The following is an 18708-nucleotide window of genomic DNA, read 5'->3' as shown; positions in this document are numbered from 1 at the left end:
CGAACCGCGCCAAGGAGCCACCGATCATGCGACTGCTGCGCCTGGCCACGCTGGTGGCGCTCGGTGCCACCGGGCTGGCCACGCTGGCCTGTCGCCCGGCCGCGTCGCTGCAGGCCAGCACAACCGGCCCGGGCAGCACCGGTGCCAACGACGATCCAGCATCGCCGGACATTCGTGCGATCGCGCGCGAGGCGTACGTCTATGGGGTGCCGATGCTGGCCCAATACCAGGCATTGCATGCGCTCAGCCTCGACACCGGCACCGCGCAGTACGCCGGGCCGTTCAATCATCTTGGCCACCTGGCACGCGTGCCCGGGCCGGGCGATACAGCGCCCGGCGCCGACATGCCCGCCTCATTCGCGACACTGGACCTGCGCGCCGAGCCGGTCGTGATCAGCGTGCCCGCGGTGGAGCCCCAGCGCTACATGATGCTGCAGGTGATGGACCTGTACGCCTACAACGTGGCGTACATCGGCAGCCGCAGCACCGGCAACAGCGGCGGCCACTTCCTGGTGGCCGGTCCTGACTGGCAGGGCCCGGTGCCCGCGGGCATTCGCCAGGTGATCCGGATCGAGACCGCGCTTGCGCGCGTGATTGGCTACACGCAGCTGCTGGGTGCGGCCGATCTGCCGCGGGTCCAGCGTATCCAGGCCGGCTATGCGCTGCAGCCGCTGTCGCGTTTCCTCGGCACACCGGCACCGGCCGCACCGCCGCCGGTGGACTGGCCCGCGCCGCTGGGCAGCGAGGCGATGCGCACGTCGCCGGCCTTCTTCGCGCAGTTGGCGTTCCTGCTGCAGTTCGCGCCCCCGCCCCCCGGCGAAGGTGCGTTGCGCGCGCGGCTGGCGCAGATCGGCGTCGCGCCCGGGCGGCCGCTGGCGGTGGCCACCTTGCCGCGGGCTACGCTGCAGGCGCTGCAGGGCGGGATGGCCGATGGCCAGCGCGAGATCGACCAGCGCCGCGCCGCGCTGGCCGGGCGCAGCGACACGCTGTTCGGCAGCCGCGAGACGCTCAACGGCGACTACGTGGCGCACGCCACCGGCAGCCAGTCGGGGCTGGGCACGCCCTCGCGCGAGGAAGCGCTGTTGCCCCGCTTCGATACCGATGCCGATGGCGTGCCTCTGGACGGCAGTGCGCAGGACTACGTGCTGCACTTCGGCAAGGATGCACTGCCCCCGGTGCACGGGTGCTGGTCACTGACGGTCTACGCGTTGCCGGGGCAGGCGTTGGTGAGCAATCCGATTCATCGCTACCAGGTGGACGCGTCGATGCTGCCGCGGTTGCAGCGCGACGCCGACGGCGGGCTCACGCTTTACCTGCAGCACCATGCGCCTGGCAAGGACAGGCAGGCCAACTGGCTGCCGATCCCGCGCGGTCCGTTCGTGGCCGCGGTGCGCTACTACTGGCCTGCGCCGGCGCTGCTCGACAACCACTGGACGTTCCCTCCGCTTGAACGCGCGCCGCAGCGGCGCATGACAGGAGCTTTGCCATGAAACGTATTCCTATGGCCGCGCTGGCCGCGGCGTTTGTGCTGTGTGTGGCTTGCACCAGCACTCCCCCTCGCAATGCTGACGGGTCGGCCACGGCGGCGACGCAGGAGGCGCGCAACAAGGCACGCGCGGCGACGGCGGAGGTGCTGGGTCGGCTGTATGCGGCGCAGCCGTCGGCGCGTGAGGCGATTGCAGGCTCGGCGGGATATGCGGTGTTCCGGAGTTTCGGGGTGAAGGTGCTGGTGGCCGGGGGTGGGAGTGGTCATGGGGTGGCGATCGAGACGGCGAGCGGCCGCGAGACGTTCATGCGGATGGTGGAGATCCAGGCGGGGCTGGGTTTCGGTGCGAAGACGTTCGATCTGGTGTGGGTGTTCAAGACGCCGGCGGCCTATGCGGATTTCATTACGCACGGGATCGAGATCGGGGGTCAGGCGACGTTGGCGGCGAAGGTGGACAAGGCCGGCGGTGGGCTGACGGGTGCGGTGCAGGTGTCGGACGGGGTGTGGGTGTACCAGATGACGGAGAGTGGGTTGGCGGCGGAGCTGACGGTGAAGGGGACGCGCTATTACCCCGATAAGTCGCTGGACTGATCTTTAAGGAAGGTGGCGTCATGCATAGTCATCCGTGGGCCTGGATTTTGAGTCTTTTCGCGGTGCCGTTGCTGGCGGCGCTGGTGGTGAGTCTGGTGGTGCGTCACCGCGGGTTGGGGGCGAATGCGGTGCTGACGTGGTTCGTTCTGGTGTGCTGGTTTGGGGCGTTGGGGGTGATTCTGGTGCAGGTTTTGTAGTGTTTTTTTAGCTGAAGGCTGAAGGCTGAAGGCTAAAGGCTAGAGCCGGAGCCGGAGCCGGAGCAAAAGCCTGTGGTCTGCCTGTAGGTCAGCTGGGCGGGGGTGGGTGGGTGCGCGGGACACGCCGTGAATCCATCCCTGGAGGCTCGTGAGCGCCATCCATGGCGCCCAACGGTCCCGCGAACCCACCCACCCCCACCCCCGATACTGGGCTGGTGGCCATGGGAGAAGCCGGGAGCAGGTGGCAGTGTATTTCTGCGTGTGTCCCGAGGCTTGAAGGTTGGAGGGTTGGAGGGTTGGGAAGTGCGGGCTTGCCGCTGTTGCTCTGAGCCGGTAGCCACCGCTACAACGATTGGCCCAACTCGATGAACATTACGTTTTCCCCGCCTTCGCGGAACCCGACGCCGAAGATCAGGGGGCCGATCCAGGAATCGAAGCCCAGGAAGATGCTGCCGTTCCAGATGCCGTCACTGAATGACATGTCCGAGCGGTGCTGCCATGCGTTGCCGTATTCGAGCGTTCCGCCTACCTGCGCGGAGCGGCCCAGTACCTTGCCCAGTTCGTAGGTGTATCCCGCGAAGCCCAGTGCGTAGTCCTGGCCGGTCAGCTGGTTGTGCTGGAAGCCTGCCAGCCGCCAGCGGCCGCCCAGACGGTACAGGTTCTGCACCGGTGCCGTGCCCGATGACGTTACGTGGTAGCGCAGTCCTGCCTGCAGCGCGTGGCGTCCGAACGAGCGTGCGCCCACCGCGTCCAGGTCCACCTGGCCAAACCCCGTATCGGCGCCCAGGCCCGACCGCGACTGGTACGTGCCCACGTTCACCAGTTGCCCGTCGCGCGGAAAATACAGGCTGTCGATATCGTCCAGCGTTGCCTGCGCGAACCAGGCACCTTCCTCGAAATGCGTGCGCGGAATCGTCGGGTCACCTACCTCCACCGCCGCATTGCCCGTGTAGCGCTGCAGTCCCGCACTCAGCGACAGCATGTTGCCCACGTGCCGCACCACCCCCAGCGTCGCACCCGCGCGGCGTACGCGGAACCGCGCTGTTTTGTCGCCGTCGGTGTCGTACAGGTTGAAACTGCGCGTCTGCAGGCCGCCACCCACCTGGAATGCATAGCGGTTGCGCAGGTCGAAGGGATGGTAGTACTCCCCCGTCAGCGCTGGCTCGCTGCCCACCTGCAACACCACCCGCGCCTCGGCGCCGTAGCGCGACAGCGGCGAGAACAGCAGCCCCGCGCGCAGGTTGCTCTCATGGTTGCCCTGCAGGTCATCGCTCAGGCTCAGCCCGGCCTCCAGGTAGGCCGGACCGTTGGGCTTGGCATGCGCGGTTACCACCACCCCGGTCTGCCCGTCGCGCTGGCGCACCTCGTAGCTGAAGCTGGCCAGTGTGCCCATGCCGTAACCGCGCAGGATGCCCTTCTGCATCGCCGCCGCATCCAGCGGCGCGCCCACCTGCAATGGCAGGTAGGACAGCAACAGCGCGTCGGCGTAGCCGGTGTCGTTGACCACCTCCACGAACGCCACCTGCACCGGGGCCACCGGCACCGTGCGCTGCCCGCGCTGCGCCTGCCACGCCGCATACACCGCGGGCGGCTGTTCGAACGCACGCAGTGCCGGCGCTGCGGCATCGGCGGCCAACTGGCCGATGCGCAAGGCCTCCGGCGCCTTGTCGAAATCACCGGTGGCTACCTTGCCGGTGAGATCCGGGGCAATCACCAGGTCACCCTGGCCCAGGCTGTCCAGCTGCCGCTGCGCACTGCCGGTGGTGAGGAAGCCGCTGAGCTGCCCGATCACGTCCACCAGGCTGGCGTTGCCGTCCAGCACGCGCAGCGGCGTGCCCACGTCCACCGCGATCACCCGGTCGGCGCCCATCGCGCGCACTACATCGATCGGCACCTGGTTGGACACGCCGCCATCCACCAACACCCGCCCCTCGATCACCACCGGGCGGAAGATGCCCGGCAGCGACATGCTCGCGCGCATCGCCATCGGCAGGCTGCCCTCGGCCAACACCACCGGCTGGCCGGTATTGAGGTCGGTGGCCACCGCGCGGAAGGGAATGGGCAGGTCGTCAAAGCGCCCGCTGACCCGTGCGCCGCCGGTGGCACGTTCGAACAGCGCAATCAGTTTCTCGCCTTCGGACACGCCGCCGGCCAGCGACACCGCCTTGCCCTGCTCACCGCCGAAGCCGACCCCGATCGCGGCCAGCTGTTCATAATCGTCGGCCTTGCGCCGCAGCGACCGTTCGCGGCGCGGCAGGGTGTCGCTGAACATCGCCATCCACTGCGTGTCCAACACCAGCTGCTCGATCTGCGCCGGGGTCGAGCCGGACGCATACAACGCCCCCACCAGTGCGCCGGCGCTGGTGCCGGCGATGCAGTCCACCGGAATGTGCTGCGCCTCCAACTGCTTGAGGATGCGCACATGCGCGATCCCGCGCGCCCCGCCACCGCCCAGGGCCAGCCCGATGCGCGGCCGGGTGTCACCGTCGGCACGCACCCCGCAGCTGCTGCCCACCGGGGCCGCGTGTGCGCCCGTGGCCTGCAGCAGGCCCGCGCCGCCCAGCAGCAGCCCCACCCACAACAGCAGCGCGGGCGAGGTCAGCGCCATGCACTGCCCACCTGGATGTAGAACGTGTCGTCTTCCGGGCCCCAGGCGTAATCCACGCCCACGTGCATGCCGAGCTGGCGCGCAATCAGGTAGCGCACCCCCGCCCCCTTCGAGACCTGGCTGCTGCCGTCGCTGAAACTGTTGTGGCGGCCCCAGGTGCGGCCGGCCCCGACGAACCCGATCAGCGCCCAGCGCCGGGTCAGGTTCCAGCGCAGCTCCGTCTCCAGCACCGCGGCCCGGGTGTCCTGGTAGCGGGCCGAACCGATGCCGCGCAGGTCGATGTACGGCAGGCGGTAGAACGGTATGTCACCGTTGGCCCAGCGTGCGTCGGCGCGTCCGCCCAGCACCAGCCGCGACCCGAGCGGCCAGTAGCCGTAGGCATGCCCGCGATAGCTCTGGAACGCCGTGTCGCTGCCAATGCCCGGCAGGTAGTAGTTGCCCTCGATCATGCCCAGCCAGCCACGCGACGGGGTGAACGGGTTGTCGCGGGTGTCGTATTCCAGCGACAGCCCGAGCCCGGAGCTGCGCGTGGCCAGCTCATGGGGCTGGAAGCGCTCGCGGTCGGAGGCGATGTCGAACCCGATGTCCATGTCCATGTAGATCCACGCCAGGCCAACGAACAGATCACGCTCGCCGATGCGGCGGAAGCCTTGCTGGAACGACATCACGCCGTCGACGTTGTACTCGATCGCGGCGGCCGGCAGGCGCGTGCCGGGCGTGTAGAAGCCCAGGTTGAACGAGGTCTTGGCCACCCCGCCGCGATAGCGCCAGCGGTCGTCGTCGAAGTGCAGGGATGCGCCCACCCCGTACGCCTCGCTGCCGTTCTCGGTGCGCATCGCGCCGCCGCCGTAGATATCCGGGGTGGGCATTTTCGGCGTGGTGCCCTCCCCGTCCGGCGCCGCCCTGGAGGCGGGCGCGTGGAAGAACGCCAGTGCCACGCCGCCCCCGTTGCCTACTGCCGGGTCGGTGATGATGATCGGCACGGGCAGGAAGCCGCGGTGCTCCAGCAGCCAGCGCGACATGTCGAACCGGCCGTCTTCGCTGTCACGGAACATCCCGCGCATGCCGGTCGATGGCGGCGCCGATGCCGGTGCCGCGGCAACGGCCGGCACCGCCGGGTCGGCGTCGGCCTGGGCCGAAACCACCAGGGGCCAGAGCAGCAGCAGGCAGCCAAGCGCGCGGTAGGGGGTGGACATCAATCACCTCGGCATGGCCATTAGGTGCGCGACGTCGCGCCGGTGGGAGGGAGAACCCCGGCGCGGCGCCGCGCGGTGAAACCATCACGCGCTGCGGCACCGTTCAACGTGCGGCGCTGGCACCGGGCGGATAGGCGGCAAACAGCTTGTCCAGGCCGGCGTCGACGGCGGCATTGACCTTGTCCGGCGAGCTCGGCACGGTGCCGCTGGCGGTGCCACGCCAGACCGCCTGCTTGGTCCGCGCATCGAACATGTCCACTACCAGCGTGCCGACATCGTAGGTATGCACCTGGGTGGTGGCGCTGCCCATGGCCATGCCGCCGCCCCAGCCGCCGCGCCAGCCCCACCCGCCCATGCCGCTGCCGGTGTAGAAGGTGTCCAGGGTCTGCTTCTGTGCGGTGATGATGTGCGCGGCCAACGCGATGTCGCCGCCCTGCGGGGTTTCGCGCAGGCCCTTGGCCTGCAGCCGGGCGTTGATGCCCTGCACGATGCGCTGCTGCACCAGCGGCGAGGCCGCCTGCGGCGTGATCGCCCACGAGTACGTCTTGTAGGAGGCGAAGTTGGCGGTGGGTTCAAAGTCGGTCTTGACCGTGGGGGTGGAGGCACAGGCGACCAGCGCGCTGGCCAGGACGGCGATGACGAAGGCTTTCATGACGCAGGCTCCAGTTGCGGAAGGGACGCGCTGCGGACGCAGCGACGGCGTTGAATGGGTGCAGGCGCCCTGGAGGCCGCCGCCCGATGCCAACGTTAATGCGCCCGCAGTGGTGGGGAATCCGCATAAGTACGCAGCCACGACAGGCAAAACTACCGGTCAGCGCGGCGGGTTGATCACCACGTACTGCACCGTGGTACCGGCATAGCGCGGCGCGTACCAGGTACTGCCGCACTGCTGGTAGGCCATGCCATTGATCACCGTGGTGACACAGCTGGGGGGCACCGAGCTGACGATCGAACCGATCACTGCCGAGGTCACCGCCACCCCGGCGGTGACCGCCGCCGCCGTGGCGAACGGGTGGTCGTCCCATCGGTTCCAGTGGTCGTCGTGGTAATCCACGTTCACGTTGACATTGCGGTTCACGTTGCGGTTGACGTTGCGGTTCACATCGACGCTTCGATTGCCCGCGACGGCCCGGTTGACATTGGCCGGCCTGCCCTGCGGGCGCTGCACCGGGCGGTTGATGTTGGTGTGCGCGCTGGCCCGCGCCCCGCCATGGAAGCCGGCGCGTTGCGCGTTGGCCGGTGCGCTGCACAGCACCAGGCCGAGCAGCAGAGCACCGGCGACCATCGGCAGCGCCGAACGCATGGGAATCTGCATGTCACTTCTCCTGTCCATCATCGATGGCCACCACAGCAACTGGCACCAGTGTGATGCGGGCCGCATCGGCCGGCGCAGTGAACGCGAACGCGCTGTCCTTCAGGGTGCCGCGCGTGTTCCAGTGCAGCTCGGCGCGGTACTGCGGCAGGGCCGGATCGTCCAGCGCGGTGATGATCAGCTTCTTCGGCAACCCGGTCGCCTTGGCGATCCAGACCTGCCAGTCCACCTGGTCCTGCTGGAAGGCGTACTGCTCGACCGCTTCGCCATCCACCAGCCCGCCGCCCACGTGCAGTGCCCCGCGGATCGCACTCTTGGGCGCCTTGTCGGTGCCCCACAGGAACATGTCGGCCAGCGGCATTTCGATCCCATAGCGGTTGGCCGCGTCGTCCACCAGCTCGGCCAGCGTGGCGTGCAATCCCTCCACCTGCGCGTAGTACTTCAGGCGCGGCGAGTACAGCGACAGGGTGCTGCCGTCGTAGTACAGCTGGCGCAACTGGCGGTCGCTGCTCAGCTCGAGGAACAACCGGTTGGGGGCCCGCACCTTGTAGGTGACCGTGCCGTCCAGTTCGATCTTCTGGCCGTCGTCGAGCACCACCTCGGTACTGGCCTGGGACACCAGCGAGAACTGCGTGAGCGCACGCAGCGCAGCGCCCATCCGGTCCAGTGCGGCCAGTGCCTCCGGGTCGCGTTCGGGTTGCGTCGCGCTGGCCGCGGCCGGTGCCGGTGGCGCGGGCGTGGCGGCGCGGGCGGCGGCATGCGCGCCCGGCACGGCGGCCAGCAGCAGGCAGGCGGTCCAGGCGATGGAACGGGGGGCGGCAACCATGGGCATTCTCCAGGCAACAAAGCAGAACGGCGGGTTCAGAACCCGCCACTGATCGACACGCTCCAGGGATCGCCCTCGAAGCGGTTGCGCACGCTGAACTCGCCGATGTAGCGCAACGACACGTCCAGGTGCTCGCCGCCGGACCACTTCTTTCCATAGGTCAGCACCGGACCGATGCCGAACGAGCGGCCCTTGAACCCGCCGAGCCGGTCGGCGGTATCACCGTCGTCGTCCTGCACCTGCTGGATCCAGCCAGCGGCCGCGCCGAAGCCCCAGCCGCTGGGCGTGCGCTTGACCAGCAGCGCGTCGGTGCGCATCACCAGCCCGTTCTTGTAGTCGGTGTCATCGTTGCGGCTGTACCAGTCCACCGCGCCCAGCACGCTGAACTCCAGCGTGCCCTTCTGGAACAGGTGGGTGTAGCCAACGCTGGGCGAGAGCGTCCACACGTTCAAGCCGGGATTGGCCAGCTTGCCCGGGTCGTACTTGGCGGTGGGGGCGTACACGTACAGGCCGAGCGACACGTGCTGGACCGGGTCGATGTGATAGCCGGCAATGAACGGGGCGAAGTACACATCGAACAGGTTGGATGCACTGTCCTGCACCTGGCGGCGGCCGCCCAACGGCCCCTCCAGGTTGGCGGTGACATCGGCGGTGATGTACGGCACGGTCAGCATCGAGGCGAAATTCCACTTGCCGGTGCGGGTGGGCCACACATACACGCCGGTGGCGGCGGTCAGGCTGACGTCGGCTTCCAGGCCGAGCGAGATCTGCCCGGCGATCGGCGCGGCCCGGCTGCCGCCGATGTTGCCGTCGTAGTGCACGTAGCTGAGCGACCACTGCATGCCCGGCTCCGGGGGGATCACCCCGGCATAGGAGGTGATCTGCATTCCGGTGATCGAGCGCCCGAGCGCGCCTTCGGTGGCGTGCACCTGCACGCTGGCGGCCAGCGCCAGTGCGCCCAGCAACGCCGCGCAGACGCCACTGGAACGGCGGTAGTGACGGTAGGATGGGCTGCCCATGCGGATCACCTCTCGGGTCGGTTGCGCGGCGCCGCGCTCTGGCGCGAAGCGGCCCGGCGCTGGCGTTCGCGGATGTCCTGGATGTCGCGTTCCAGGAAGAAGTTCAGGAAGGTCCGGATCACCGCGATCACGCCCAGCTGGCCGATGCTGTCCCAGCTGGTGTAGATCGACGACTCCAGGATGTCGGCGGCCAGCTGCATGGTCAGCCCGGCCACCAGCCAGCGCCCGTATTCCAGCCACAGGTCGCGGCGCGCCACGTTGTCCGGGTGGCCGTGCAGCAGCAGGCGCACTCCACGCACGAAGGCGATCAGCGTGGCCACCACGATCAGCACCAGCGCCATCGCATCGATCACCACCACCACCGGCTCGGTGCAGGCCACCAGCCACGTCTTGAGGGGAGACATCGGCGATCCTCCGGAAAGGGCGATGCGGCGGGCGGCTGCGGTTCATCCGCGCTCCACGCAACGGAAGCCGACGTGGCAGGTGGAGGTATCCACCGGCTGCGCCATCCGCGCGGCAGGCCTGTAGCGCCGGCAGTAGTTGGGTGCGCACAGGTGCGAACCGCCCTTCATCACCCGGCGCGGAATCGCACTGCGGTCGCGCGGGTCGTGGCTGCCCTCGCGCGCACCGCCCCGGGGGTTGTCGATCGCGCAGCACGGCTTGCCCTGCAGCTGGTCGTGTTGCTGGTACCAATCGCTGGTCCACTCCCAGACGTTGCCGATCATGTCGTATAGGCCGTAGCCATTGGGCGGATAGCTGCCCACCGGCGAGGTCCAGCGGTAGCCGTCCTCGTCCAGGCTGTGCCACGGGAATTCGCCCTGCCAGGTATTGGCCTGATGGCGCCCCCCCGGAACCAGGCTGTCGCCCCAGGCGAACTCGCCGCTCTCCTGCCCACCGCGCGCGGCGAACTCCCATTCGGCTTCGGTGGGCAGGTCCTTGTCCGCCCACCGTGCATAGGCCAGTGCGTCGGCGACAGTCACGTGCACCACCGGGTGATCGTCCAGGCCCTGCAGCGACGAGCCCGGACCGCGGGGATGACGCCAGTCCGCGCCGGCCACGTAATGCCACCAGTTGTGCGTATTGGACAGATCGACCGGGTGCGCGGGCTGCACGAACACCACCGAGGACGGCACCAGCAGGGCCGGGTCCGCGCCGGGGTAGTCGGCCGGGTCCGCCGGGCGCTCGGCGGCGGTCACGTAGCCCGTGTCCCGGATGAACCGCGAGAACTCCCGGTTGGTCACCGGGTAGCGGTCGATCCGGAACGCCGCCACCCGCACCTTGTGCGCCGGCCGTTCTTCGGGATAGTGATCGTTGGATCCCATCACGAAGACACCGCCGGCGATGTCGATCATGGTATCGGCGACGACGCTCATCATTGATTGCCCGCGCAGGCTTCGCTGAGCTTGGCCAGCGCATCATCGATGGTGAACGTGTTCGGCTTCTGCACCCGCGGGAAATCCTTGAACGTGGCGGCGAACTTGTCGGCGATCGCATAGGCCCCGAACAGGATGTAGTCGTGGTGCAGGAACCAGTCGTAGTACGAGTTCGAGGTGATGTCGGCGAACTCGAACGGGTCCGTCCTCAGGTTGTAGACCTTGGGCAGGCGCAGCCGGATGAGCGGCTCGGACCAGACCTGCAGCGTGCCCTTGCAGCGCTGCTCCATGAACGAGACTTTCCAGTTGTCGTAGCGGATCGCCATCACATCGCCGTCGTCGCTGAAGTAGACGAACAGCTTGCGCGGGCTCTCCTTCTCCTTGCCGGTCAGGTAGCCGGTCAGGTTCACGCCATCGATATGGTTCTTGTAGGTCCGCCCGATCGCCTTGTAGCCCTTCTTGAGCTTCTCGCTGACATCCGGGTCACCGGCCATCGCCAGGAACGTCGGCAGCCAGTCGTGGTGCTGCACGATCCCGTTGGCAACGGTGCCCGCGGGAATGTGGCCGGGCCAGCGCACCACCATCGGAATGCGGAACGCGCCCTCCCAGTTGGTGTCCTTCTCGCTGCGGAACGGCGTGGTGCCGCCGTCCGGCCAGGAGTTCCGGTGCGGGCCGTTGTCGGTGGAGTACATCACGAAAGTGTCTTCGGCGATGCCCAGCTCGTCGAGATAGTCGAGCAGCTCGCCGACGTTCCGGTCATGGTCGATCATGGTGTCGTGGTACGGCGACTGCCAGCGCCCCGCCTGGCCGAGGCTTTCCTTCTTGGTGTGCGTGAACAGATGCATGTGGGTGAAGTTCACCCACACGAAGAACGGGGTGTCGGCATCGTGCTGGCGCTTGATGAAGTCCTTGGCGGTGGCCGCGAAATCCTCGTCGCAGGTTTCCATCCGCTCGGGCGTCAGCGGCCCGGTATCTTCGATCTTCTGCTTGCCCACCCTGCCCCAGCGCTCCTGCTCGGTGGCATCGTCCTTGTCCGTCGCCCAGCTGCGGATGACGCCGCGCGGGCCCATGGTCTTGCGGAAGTTCGGGAAGTCCTTCTCCGGGAAGTAGTCGTACATGTCCGGCTCTTCCTCGGCGTTGAGGTGGTACAGGTTGCCGTAGAACTCATCGAACCCGTGGTTGGTGGGCAGCATGTGATTCAGGTCGCCGAGATGGTTCTTGCCGAACTGCCCGGTGGCGTAGCCCTGGTTCTTGAGCAGCGCGGCGATGGTCACCAGCTTCTCGTTCATGCCGGTTGGTGCGCCGGGGATGCCGACCTTGGACAAGCCGGTGCGATATACGCTCTGCCCGGTGATGAACGAAGAGCGGCCGGCGGTGCAGGACTGCTCGCCATAGGAGTCGGTGAACAGCGTGCCCTCCTCGGCGATGCGGTCGATGTTGGGTGTGCGGTAGCCCATCAGCCCCTGGCTGTAGCAGCTCAGGTTGCTGATGCCGATATCGTCACCCCAGATCACCAGGATGTTGGGGCGCTTGCCGGTGCCGGCCTTGCCCGACGTCGAGCCGGCAGCGTTGGCGGTCTTGGGGGCTTTCGAGGTGGCCATGCGGTTTTCTCCAGGGAATCAGCGGGCGGAACGCGGCGGGACGGTGTGCTCAGGCGAACGGGGCGACGTTGAAGGTCATGCCGGCGATGGCCAGCAGCCCCAGCAGCCACAGCAGCCCGGCGGTGATCAGGGTCAGGGAGAGCGGGTAATGGCTTTCGCCGTGGATCAGCCCTTCGGCGATCATCAGCGCGCGCTCGCTGCGGAGCTGCTGCATGTAGCGCACGTGGTAGACAATGCCCAGGGTCAACAGCACCAGCCCCAACGCCACCAGCGCCACGCCGAAGTTGCGGGGCGCATGCGGCCGCAAGGTGGTGCCGGGCACTTCGAGCATGTGGCCGAAGAACTGGTAGATGGTGAAGCCGAAGCCGATCAGCGACAGCGCCGTGCGGATGATGGACATCAAGGTCCGGTCGGCGCTCATGCGGGTGCGCTGGAACGACATGCCGGTACGGCGCGACGACAGCTCCATCGATGCGGCGTCGGTACCGCCCAGCAGGTCGCGCGCCTGCGCGATGCTGACCGCCCGGTCCGACAGGCTCTTGCGCGGGTCCTGCTCGCTCATGGTGTGCGATCCTCCGGGTGGGCCGCGGCACGGCGGCGCAGCCACCAGCCCGCGATGCGGTTGATCGGCCCCCGCAGCACCAGGTACGGCAGGAATCCCAGCACCACCGCGATCACGAACGCCTCGACGGGATATTTGAAGCCGCCGAACATGCGGAACTGGTAGATCACATCCATGCCCACGCCAAGCAGCAGGATCCGGGTAGTGGCCGTCACCCCTTCGCGCCACGCGGTCAGGCGCTGGGAACTGTCGCTGTGCGCCAGCAGCCAGGCATAGGGCGACTTGCCGGCGCGCGCATCCTTGATCCCGTCGATCAGCGCGGTGATCAGGGCCATGGTCGGCTGAAGGAAGAAGCGGAAGGTCATCGGACCCTCCGCACGCTCGATCATGTCGGTCCAGAAGCGGGTAAGAACGTCGATCACCGATAGCATTGCCGGATTCCCTGCGACAGGCCTCCAGCTTGGCCGGGTGGCGCGTGCCGCACATCCGGATTGGTACTGCATCGTCCCCAGTATTTTTACTGCGCCGGTCCAGGCCGGTTGCGGCGCTATGCTCGTGCCCGGACATGGTCGACGGCCATGCCTGCCAGGAGCATGTACGCAATGGCACAGCACGGGTATTCGCTCATGCGCGGTGGCCTTGTCCACCGGCTGATGCACGCCGCAGGCGTGCTGCGCGGCCATGCACACCTGTCGTGGTGGCTGGCGGTCGGCCTGGTGGCGGTGTCCTTGGTACCGCCGCTGGTGCTGACCGCGCTGGACGGCACCCTGCTGCCCCGAAGCGACGGCATGGCGCTGGCGGGCGACTACGCCACGCTCAGCCGCCTGCTGCTCGCCCTTCCGTTGCTGGTCCTCGCAGCGCCGCACGCGGATGCACTGCTGCGCAATGCGCTGCGCCAACTCGGCCACGCCAGCCTGGTGCCCGCACGCCGCGCCGCCCACCTCGAGCAGCTGCTGCAGCGGGTCCGCCGCGGGCGCGACAGCCCCCTCCCCGAACTGCTGTGCCTGCTGATCGCGCTGGCACCGGTTGTGCTCGCCGGAACCGCGGTCAACCTGCTGCCCGGTGTGGCCGACTGGCGCCTGCACGCCGGCCAGCTCACAGCGGCCGGGCGCTGGTACGAATGGGTGTCGGTGCCGATATTCCGGCTGCTGGGTCTGCTGTGGCTGTGGCGGTTCGTGCTGTGGACTGTCCTGCTGTGCGGACTGCCACGGGTAGGCCTGCGCCTGCACGCCGAGCACCCCGACGGTGCCGGCGGCCTGGCGTTCCTGGGCCTGGCGCAGGAGCGCTTTGCGATCCTCGCACTGGCCGGCGGCCTGCTGCTGGCCGGCGCGTGCGTCAACCAGATGGTGTGGCTGGGTGAATCGCTGTATGGGCTGCGCCACCTGCTGGTCGGCTACGTGGTCGGGGTCACCGCGCTGCTGATTGCACCGCTGCTGGTACTGATGCCCACCCTGATGCGGGCCAAACGCCACGCGCTGTTCCGTTTCGATGCCCTGGGCAACCGCGCCGCGGCCGTGTTCGACCGGCGCTGGCAGGCCGCCGGGGCCGATGACGCCGCCGCCACCGCAGGCACGGCCGATGCCGACACCCTGCTCGACCACGGCGACGCCTCGGCCTATGCGGATTTCAGCGGGGTGTACCAGGGGCTGGTACGCATGTCGGCGGTGCCGTTCACGCGCTGGAATCTGCTGTGGATCGCCCTGCATGCGGCGCTGCCGCTGTGCCCGCTGGCCTTGATGGCGATGTCGGTGGACGAGCTGGTGAAGAAGCTGGTCGGGATCCTGGCCTGAGCAGCGGTGCGCGGTCAGCGTTGCAGCGAGCGCGACACGAACGGCACTCCGTCCAGTGCGGCCTGCACGGCCAGCAACAGGTCGTCGCCGGCGTCGGACTTCAGCACATAGCTGCACACGCCCAGCGCCATTGCCTGGCGCACCATCTGCAGCTCGGCATGCACGGTGATGAATACCACGCCCACCACCGGCCGCTGCGCGCGCAGCCGCCGCGCCGCCTCCAGGCCGCTCAGCCCGGGCATGGCGATGTCGGTCACCACCACGTCCGGCAGCATCGACCGCGCCGCCTGCACCAGCGACTCGCCGTCCTGGACCAGGCCGATCACCTCGAACTGCTGGCGCAGCAGCCCGCGAAGCTGGCGCCCCATCGCACACCCATCTTCGGCCAGCAGCACACGGACCGCATTCATGGCTTCCGCCCGTTCGACGCGTGGGTCGATGGTGGGCGGGCGCGATGGGTCGAACAAGGGAAAAACAACGGGGCCGGGGCAAGTAAATCTACTTGCCGCCGCCCGCACGCTCAGTGCCGGATCAGGCCTTCCTGCTCGGCCTTGCGCACCAGCTCCAGCGTGCCGTGCACGCCCAGCTCCTGCATGATCGCGTACTTGTGCGACTCCACGGTGCGCACCGACACGCCCAGTTCGTAGGCAATCTGCTTGGACCGCAGCCCCAGTGCCACGTACTCCAGGATGCGCAGCTGCTTGTCGGTCAGGCTGTACGGGCGTCGCCCGGAGCAGACGATCGCATGGGCGGCAAGCGTGGGGGTCACGTAGGTCTGCCCATCCATGATGCCGGCCAGGGCACGCATCAGTTCGTCGCCCGCTGAACTCTTCAGGATGTAGCCACGCGCCCCGGCACGGATCGCTTCGGCGGCGACGCTCGACTCGTCATGCATGGTCAGGAACACGAACGGCATCGCATAGCCTTCGCCACGCATCAGGCGCATCGCATCGATGCCGCTCATGCCCGGCATGCTGATATCGGCCACCACCACGTCAGGCGGATCACGCCGCACCGATTCGACCAGCTGCTCGCCCGACCCCACCAGTTCGATGGTCTCGAAGCTGTCGGTCAGCAACCGTTCGATGCCCTGTGCCACCAGCATGTGATCGTCGGCGACCACGACCCTGCGGAACTGCGTTGAAAGCGAACGCTCACACATCACGCTCATTGCGGTCTCTCCGTCGGTATCAATCGTCCCCTGATTGAGCTGGAGCCAACCGTGCGCCGGTGCCCGGCGTGAATGCCGGTGAAGTCCGGACGCGTGGCTGCAGCGCGCTGACCATGCGAGCAGTTCCGTGACGACATTGTGATGCGCCAAGGGCGTGTATCCGCGGGTCTTCTCAGCCGCGCAGCGTGTCGCGGGGACATTCCCCAAAGACAGTGCGGTAGGTCACAGAGAAGCGCCCCAAATGGGCAAATCCGCAGCGTGTGGCGATTTCAGTCACGCTGCCCTCCCGACCGGCGTGCAGCAGTGCACTGCGCGCCAGGTTCAGCCGGGCCATCTGGTGCCAGTGGCAGGGACCGTGCCCGTACACGTCACGGAACAGGCGCTCCAGCTGGCGCTCGCCCACGCCCAGGGCAAGCGACAGCCCGCGGCTGTCGAAGGGTCGGTCCAGTTGTGTTTTCAGGTAGCGTTCGGCGCGGCGCACGATCGCATCGCGCTGGCGCTCGACCCAGTTGCCCACTGCACGGCACTCCGGTCCACGGTCGCTGGCGGCCACCGCATCGATGAACACGCCCAACAGCAGCTGCGCCTGCGCCTGTACCTGATCCAGGCTGACCAGCCCCTGGCGGGCGGCGGCGTCGTCCAGCACGGTGGCCACGCCGTCGCGCAATGCCTGCGCTTCGACCGGCGCGGCGGGCTGGCTGTACCACCCCTGCCGCGGCAGGCGCAGCTCACGCCCGGCCCGCTCCAGCGCGGCCCGCTGCAGAACCTCGCGTGGAATCAGCAGGACGGCCCACTGCCAGCCGCCCGGGCTGGGGCGGACGTTCAACTCGCTGTCTTCGGCGAACACCATCACCTGGCCCGCCCCGATCCAGCGCCCGTTGGCCCACATGGGCTGTGTGCAGGACACGGCCATCGCCAGCGCGATCATCCCCTCACCGAACGTACCGCTGGCAAAAATCGGCAGCGAATAGGCACCGCTGTCCAGACTGAACTCGGGAAAAACCAGCCGCTGCAGGCACGCACGGAAGTGTCCGGCGCCCAGCAGCCGTTGCTCGAAACGGGTATCGCGCACCACCCCCAACAGGGCATCGGCGTCGAAGCCATCGACCACGAAGCGGGTGTACGGCGCCAGCGGTTCGTCCATGCCAACTCCTCGCAACGGGTCGGAAATCGGATAGCAGGCAAGCGGCGGAAGTGCTTAGATCGGCGCGATTGTGCTTCCGATCAAGTGCCACGACAAGCGCTTCCCGCGCGTTCCCGATCTACACTCCAGCTACGGTGCACAGAGCTGCATGGTCCAGGTGGCGAGCCCCGTCAAACCGATCCGCCTTGAGCCTTCGGACCCAAACGTCCCCCGCTCCACCGCCTGCCACCCCACCGTGTTCTCTTCACCCGACCTGCGCACGGTGTTCACCTGCGTACTGCCCCTGGTCACCGGCTGCCTGCTGGGCCAGCTGCTGCCCAACGTGACCCAGATCCCGGGCCTGCGCATGCATGTCCTGTGGCTGCCCGGTCCGCTGCTGCTCGGCTGGCTGCTGTGCGTTCCGCATTCGGCGTGGCGCACATGCGTGCTGTCGGCGTGCGCCGGTACGCTGCTCGGTGCCCTTCTGATACCCGACACCGCCGTGGCCCGGCTGCTTGCCAGCCTGGGCGAGGTTGCCCTGGTGGTGGGCGTGGCCGCGCTGCTGCTGCGCTGGCGGGGTGAGCGCGCCGTGCTTGAGGGTTACCGCGAGATCATGCTGTTCATGCTGCTGGGGTGCGTTGCCCTGCCCGCATGCAGCGCAGCCTGGCAGCTGCTGGTGCGCGGCAGCGGTGCGGGCGCGTTGCCGCATGCCGACCTGCTGGCAGCCGCCCTGTGCAGCAGCGTGAGCTACCTGCTGATCGTGCCGGCCGTGGTCAGCATGGAACGGCTGGTGCGCAGTCCCGAACGCCGCCACGGCTGGCACTGGCGCAGCATTGCCTTGGCGGTCACCCTGCTCGGCGCGCTGGGCCTGTTCTGGCGGGTGGACTGGGATCACGCGGCGATTACACCGCTGCTGGCGCTGGCACCGATCCCGCTGCTGGTGTGGGCGCTGATCATGTTCGGCGTCAGCGGGGCCAGCCTGGGCATGCTGGCGGTCGCGGTTCTGGGCATGCAGCTGGGCCTGGAAGGCCTGGGGCCGTTCGGGTCCGACCCACCCAGCCACGACCTGGTGCCCGCGCAGGCGTGGACGCTGGGCACCGGCTTTGCGCTGTTGTTCCTGGGCGCGCTGTCCGAACAGAAGCTCTCCAACCACCTGCAACTGCAACAGGCCTATCGTCGGCTGGGCGAAGTGACCGGGCGCATGCTGGTGGTGCAGGAAGAAGAACGCACCCGCATCGCGCGCGACCTGCATGACGATGTCAACCAGTCGCTGGCGGCAATCTCGATCCGGCTCAGTGCGTTGCGCCACCAGGTGGGCCAGCAGGCACGCGGCACCGTGGTGGAACTGCAGGAGCAGCTGCTGTCGGTGTCCAACGATATCCGGTCGATCTCCCACGAGCTGCATCCCAGCATCCTGCGGTTCACCGGCCTGGCCAGCGCGCTGGACGCGTTCTGCATCAAGCGCAACGCGCGCGGTGCGCTGCGCCTTCGCTGTCGTATCGAACAGACGCCGCGGCTGCGCGACGACCAGGAGCTGAGCGTGTTCCGGATCGTCCAGGAAGCGCTCAACAACGTGGACAGACATGCCCAGGCCAGCGTCGCCGACGTGCTGGTCAGCGTGCGCGGCGCACACCTGCTGCTGCGCGTGGACGACGACGGCCGCGGCATGCCCGTGCCCGGCCGCCTTCCGGCGGCACCGGGGCTGGGCATGATCAGCATGGAAGAGCGCGCACGCCTGCTCGGCGGCACGCTGGCAGTGGGCCGCAGTCCGCTCGGCGGCACCCGCATCGAGGTGCGGTTCGCGCTGGACCCTGACGCCGACGTGGTGGCCGACCCGTAGTTTTACTGGCGCC

19 protein-coding genes are annotated in these 18708 nt (G+C 68.2%); 5 read left to right on the top strand and 14 right to left on the bottom strand.

Annotated elements, in window-relative coordinates:
- Positions 1-26: 26 nt before the first annotated feature.
- From ABIA71_RS14120 to ABIA71_RS14110, 3 genes are read left to right on the top strand one after another with little or no spacing between them, the layout of a single operon-like run.
- Entirely contained in the window at positions 27-1490 is a 1464-nt protein-coding gene (locus ABIA71_RS14120) for a DUF1254 domain-containing protein (RefSeq protein WP_354285948.1), read from the top strand.
- The gene (locus tag ABIA71_RS14115; RefSeq protein ID WP_354285946.1) at positions 1487-2077 is read left to right on the top strand and encodes a lipid-binding SYLF domain-containing protein; all 591 of its coding nucleotides are present in this window, start codon (positions 1487-1489) and stop codon (positions 2075-2077) included. The genes ABIA71_RS14120 and ABIA71_RS14115 overlap by 4 nt, the downstream gene beginning before the upstream one ends.
- Positions 2078-2097: 20 nt before the next feature.
- On the top strand, positions 2098-2274 hold the full coding sequence (locus ABIA71_RS14110) for a hypothetical protein (protein ID WP_354285944.1): 177 nt from the start codon (positions 2098-2100) through the stop codon (positions 2272-2274).
- A 343-nt stretch (positions 2275-2617) separates the two neighbouring features.
- On the opposite strand, the gene ABIA71_RS14105 is transcribed toward ABIA71_RS14110, so the two are convergent.
- The 11 genes from ABIA71_RS14105 to ABIA71_RS14055 form a co-directional block, all read right to left on the bottom strand.
- Positions 2618-4882 carry a patatin-like phospholipase family protein gene (locus ABIA71_RS14105; protein WP_354285943.1) on the bottom strand — a complete coding sequence of 755 codons (2265 nt, stop codon included), beginning with the start codon at positions 4880-4882 and terminating at the stop codon, positions 2618-2620.
- The gene (locus ABIA71_RS14100; protein ID WP_354285941.1) at positions 4873-6078 is read right to left on the bottom strand and encodes a BamA/TamA family outer membrane protein; all 1206 of its coding nucleotides are present in this window, start codon (positions 6076-6078) and stop codon (positions 4873-4875) included. The genes ABIA71_RS14105 and ABIA71_RS14100 overlap by 10 nt, the downstream gene beginning before the upstream one ends.
- A 103-nt stretch (positions 6079-6181) precedes the next feature.
- A complete protein-coding gene (locus tag ABIA71_RS14095; RefSeq protein WP_354285939.1) occupies positions 6182-6730 on the bottom strand; it encodes a DUF4136 domain-containing protein in 549 nt (182 codons plus the stop codon).
- A gap of 159 nt (positions 6731-6889) precedes the next feature.
- Positions 6890-7393, bottom strand: coding sequence for a hypothetical protein (locus tag ABIA71_RS14090; RefSeq protein WP_128097600.1), 504 nt, complete (start codon positions 7391-7393; stop codon positions 6890-6892).
- A gap of 1 nt (position 7394) precedes the next feature.
- On the bottom strand, positions 7395-8216 hold the full coding sequence (locus ABIA71_RS14085) for a DUF2092 domain-containing protein (RefSeq protein ID WP_354285937.1): 822 nt from the start codon (positions 8214-8216) through the stop codon (positions 7395-7397).
- Positions 8217-8251: 35 nt separating this feature from the next.
- The gene (locus ABIA71_RS14080; RefSeq protein WP_354285935.1) at positions 8252-9235 is read right to left on the bottom strand and encodes a SphA family protein; all 984 of its coding nucleotides are present in this window, start codon (positions 9233-9235) and stop codon (positions 8252-8254) included.
- 5 nt (positions 9236-9240) lie between these two features.
- Positions 9241-9639, bottom strand: coding sequence for a DUF1622 domain-containing protein (locus ABIA71_RS14075; protein WP_354285933.1), 399 nt, complete (start codon positions 9637-9639; stop codon positions 9241-9243).
- Positions 9640-9681: 42 nt separating this feature from the next.
- Positions 9682-10608, bottom strand: a complete 927-nt coding sequence (locus ABIA71_RS14070) for a formylglycine-generating enzyme family protein (protein WP_354285931.1) — start codon at positions 10606-10608, stop codon at positions 9682-9684.
- A complete protein-coding gene (locus ABIA71_RS14065; RefSeq protein WP_354285929.1) occupies positions 10608-12209 on the bottom strand; it encodes an arylsulfatase in 1602 nt (533 codons plus the stop codon). The genes ABIA71_RS14070 and ABIA71_RS14065 overlap by 1 nt, the downstream gene beginning before the upstream one ends.
- Before the next feature lie 49 nt (positions 12210-12258).
- Positions 12259-12771, bottom strand: coding sequence for a DUF202 domain-containing protein (locus ABIA71_RS14060; protein WP_128097603.1), 513 nt, complete (start codon positions 12769-12771; stop codon positions 12259-12261).
- On the bottom strand, positions 12768-13202 hold the full coding sequence (locus tag ABIA71_RS14055) for a hypothetical protein (protein ID WP_128097605.1): 435 nt from the start codon (positions 13200-13202) through the stop codon (positions 12768-12770). The genes ABIA71_RS14060 and ABIA71_RS14055 overlap by 4 nt, the downstream gene beginning before the upstream one ends.
- Before the next feature lie 171 nt (positions 13203-13373).
- Here ABIA71_RS14055 and ABIA71_RS14050 point away from each other — a divergent pair, with 171 nt between their 5' ends.
- Complete coding sequence (locus ABIA71_RS14050; RefSeq protein WP_354285927.1) at positions 13374-14561, top strand: hypothetical protein; 1188 nt, start codon at positions 13374-13376, stop codon at positions 14559-14561.
- 14 nt (positions 14562-14575) lie between these two features.
- On the opposite strand, the gene ABIA71_RS14045 is transcribed toward ABIA71_RS14050, so the two are convergent.
- The 3 genes from ABIA71_RS14045 to ABIA71_RS14035 all read right to left on the bottom strand — a co-directional run bounded on the left by ABIA71_RS14045 (position 14576) and on the right by ABIA71_RS14035 (position 16876).
- Positions 14576-14971, bottom strand: coding sequence for a response regulator transcription factor (locus tag ABIA71_RS14045; RefSeq protein ID WP_354285925.1), 396 nt, complete (start codon positions 14969-14971; stop codon positions 14576-14578).
- Between the two features lie 110 nt (positions 14972-15081).
- Positions 15082-15732, bottom strand: a complete 651-nt coding sequence (locus ABIA71_RS14040) for a response regulator (protein ID WP_128096561.1) — start codon at positions 15730-15732, stop codon at positions 15082-15084.
- 172 nt (positions 15733-15904) lie between these two features.
- Complete coding sequence (locus tag ABIA71_RS14035; protein WP_354285923.1) at positions 15905-16876, bottom strand: AraC family transcriptional regulator; 972 nt, start codon at positions 16874-16876, stop codon at positions 15905-15907.
- A 235-nt stretch (positions 16877-17111) separates the two neighbouring features.
- Between ABIA71_RS14035 and ABIA71_RS14030 the strand changes: the two genes are divergently transcribed.
- Positions 17112-18695 (top strand): sensor histidine kinase, encoded by a 1584-nt coding sequence (locus ABIA71_RS14030; RefSeq protein ID WP_354285922.1) that lies wholly within the window; start codon positions 17112-17114, stop codon positions 18693-18695.
- The last annotated feature ends 13 nt before the right edge of the window (positions 18696-18708 follow it).

The organism is Stenotrophomonas sp. 2619 (genome assembly GCF_040548725.1).
GTDB lineage: Bacteria > Pseudomonadota > Gammaproteobacteria > Xanthomonadales > Xanthomonadaceae > Stenotrophomonas > Stenotrophomonas maltophilia_AP.
This window is presented reverse-complemented; position numbering and strand designations above follow the sequence as displayed.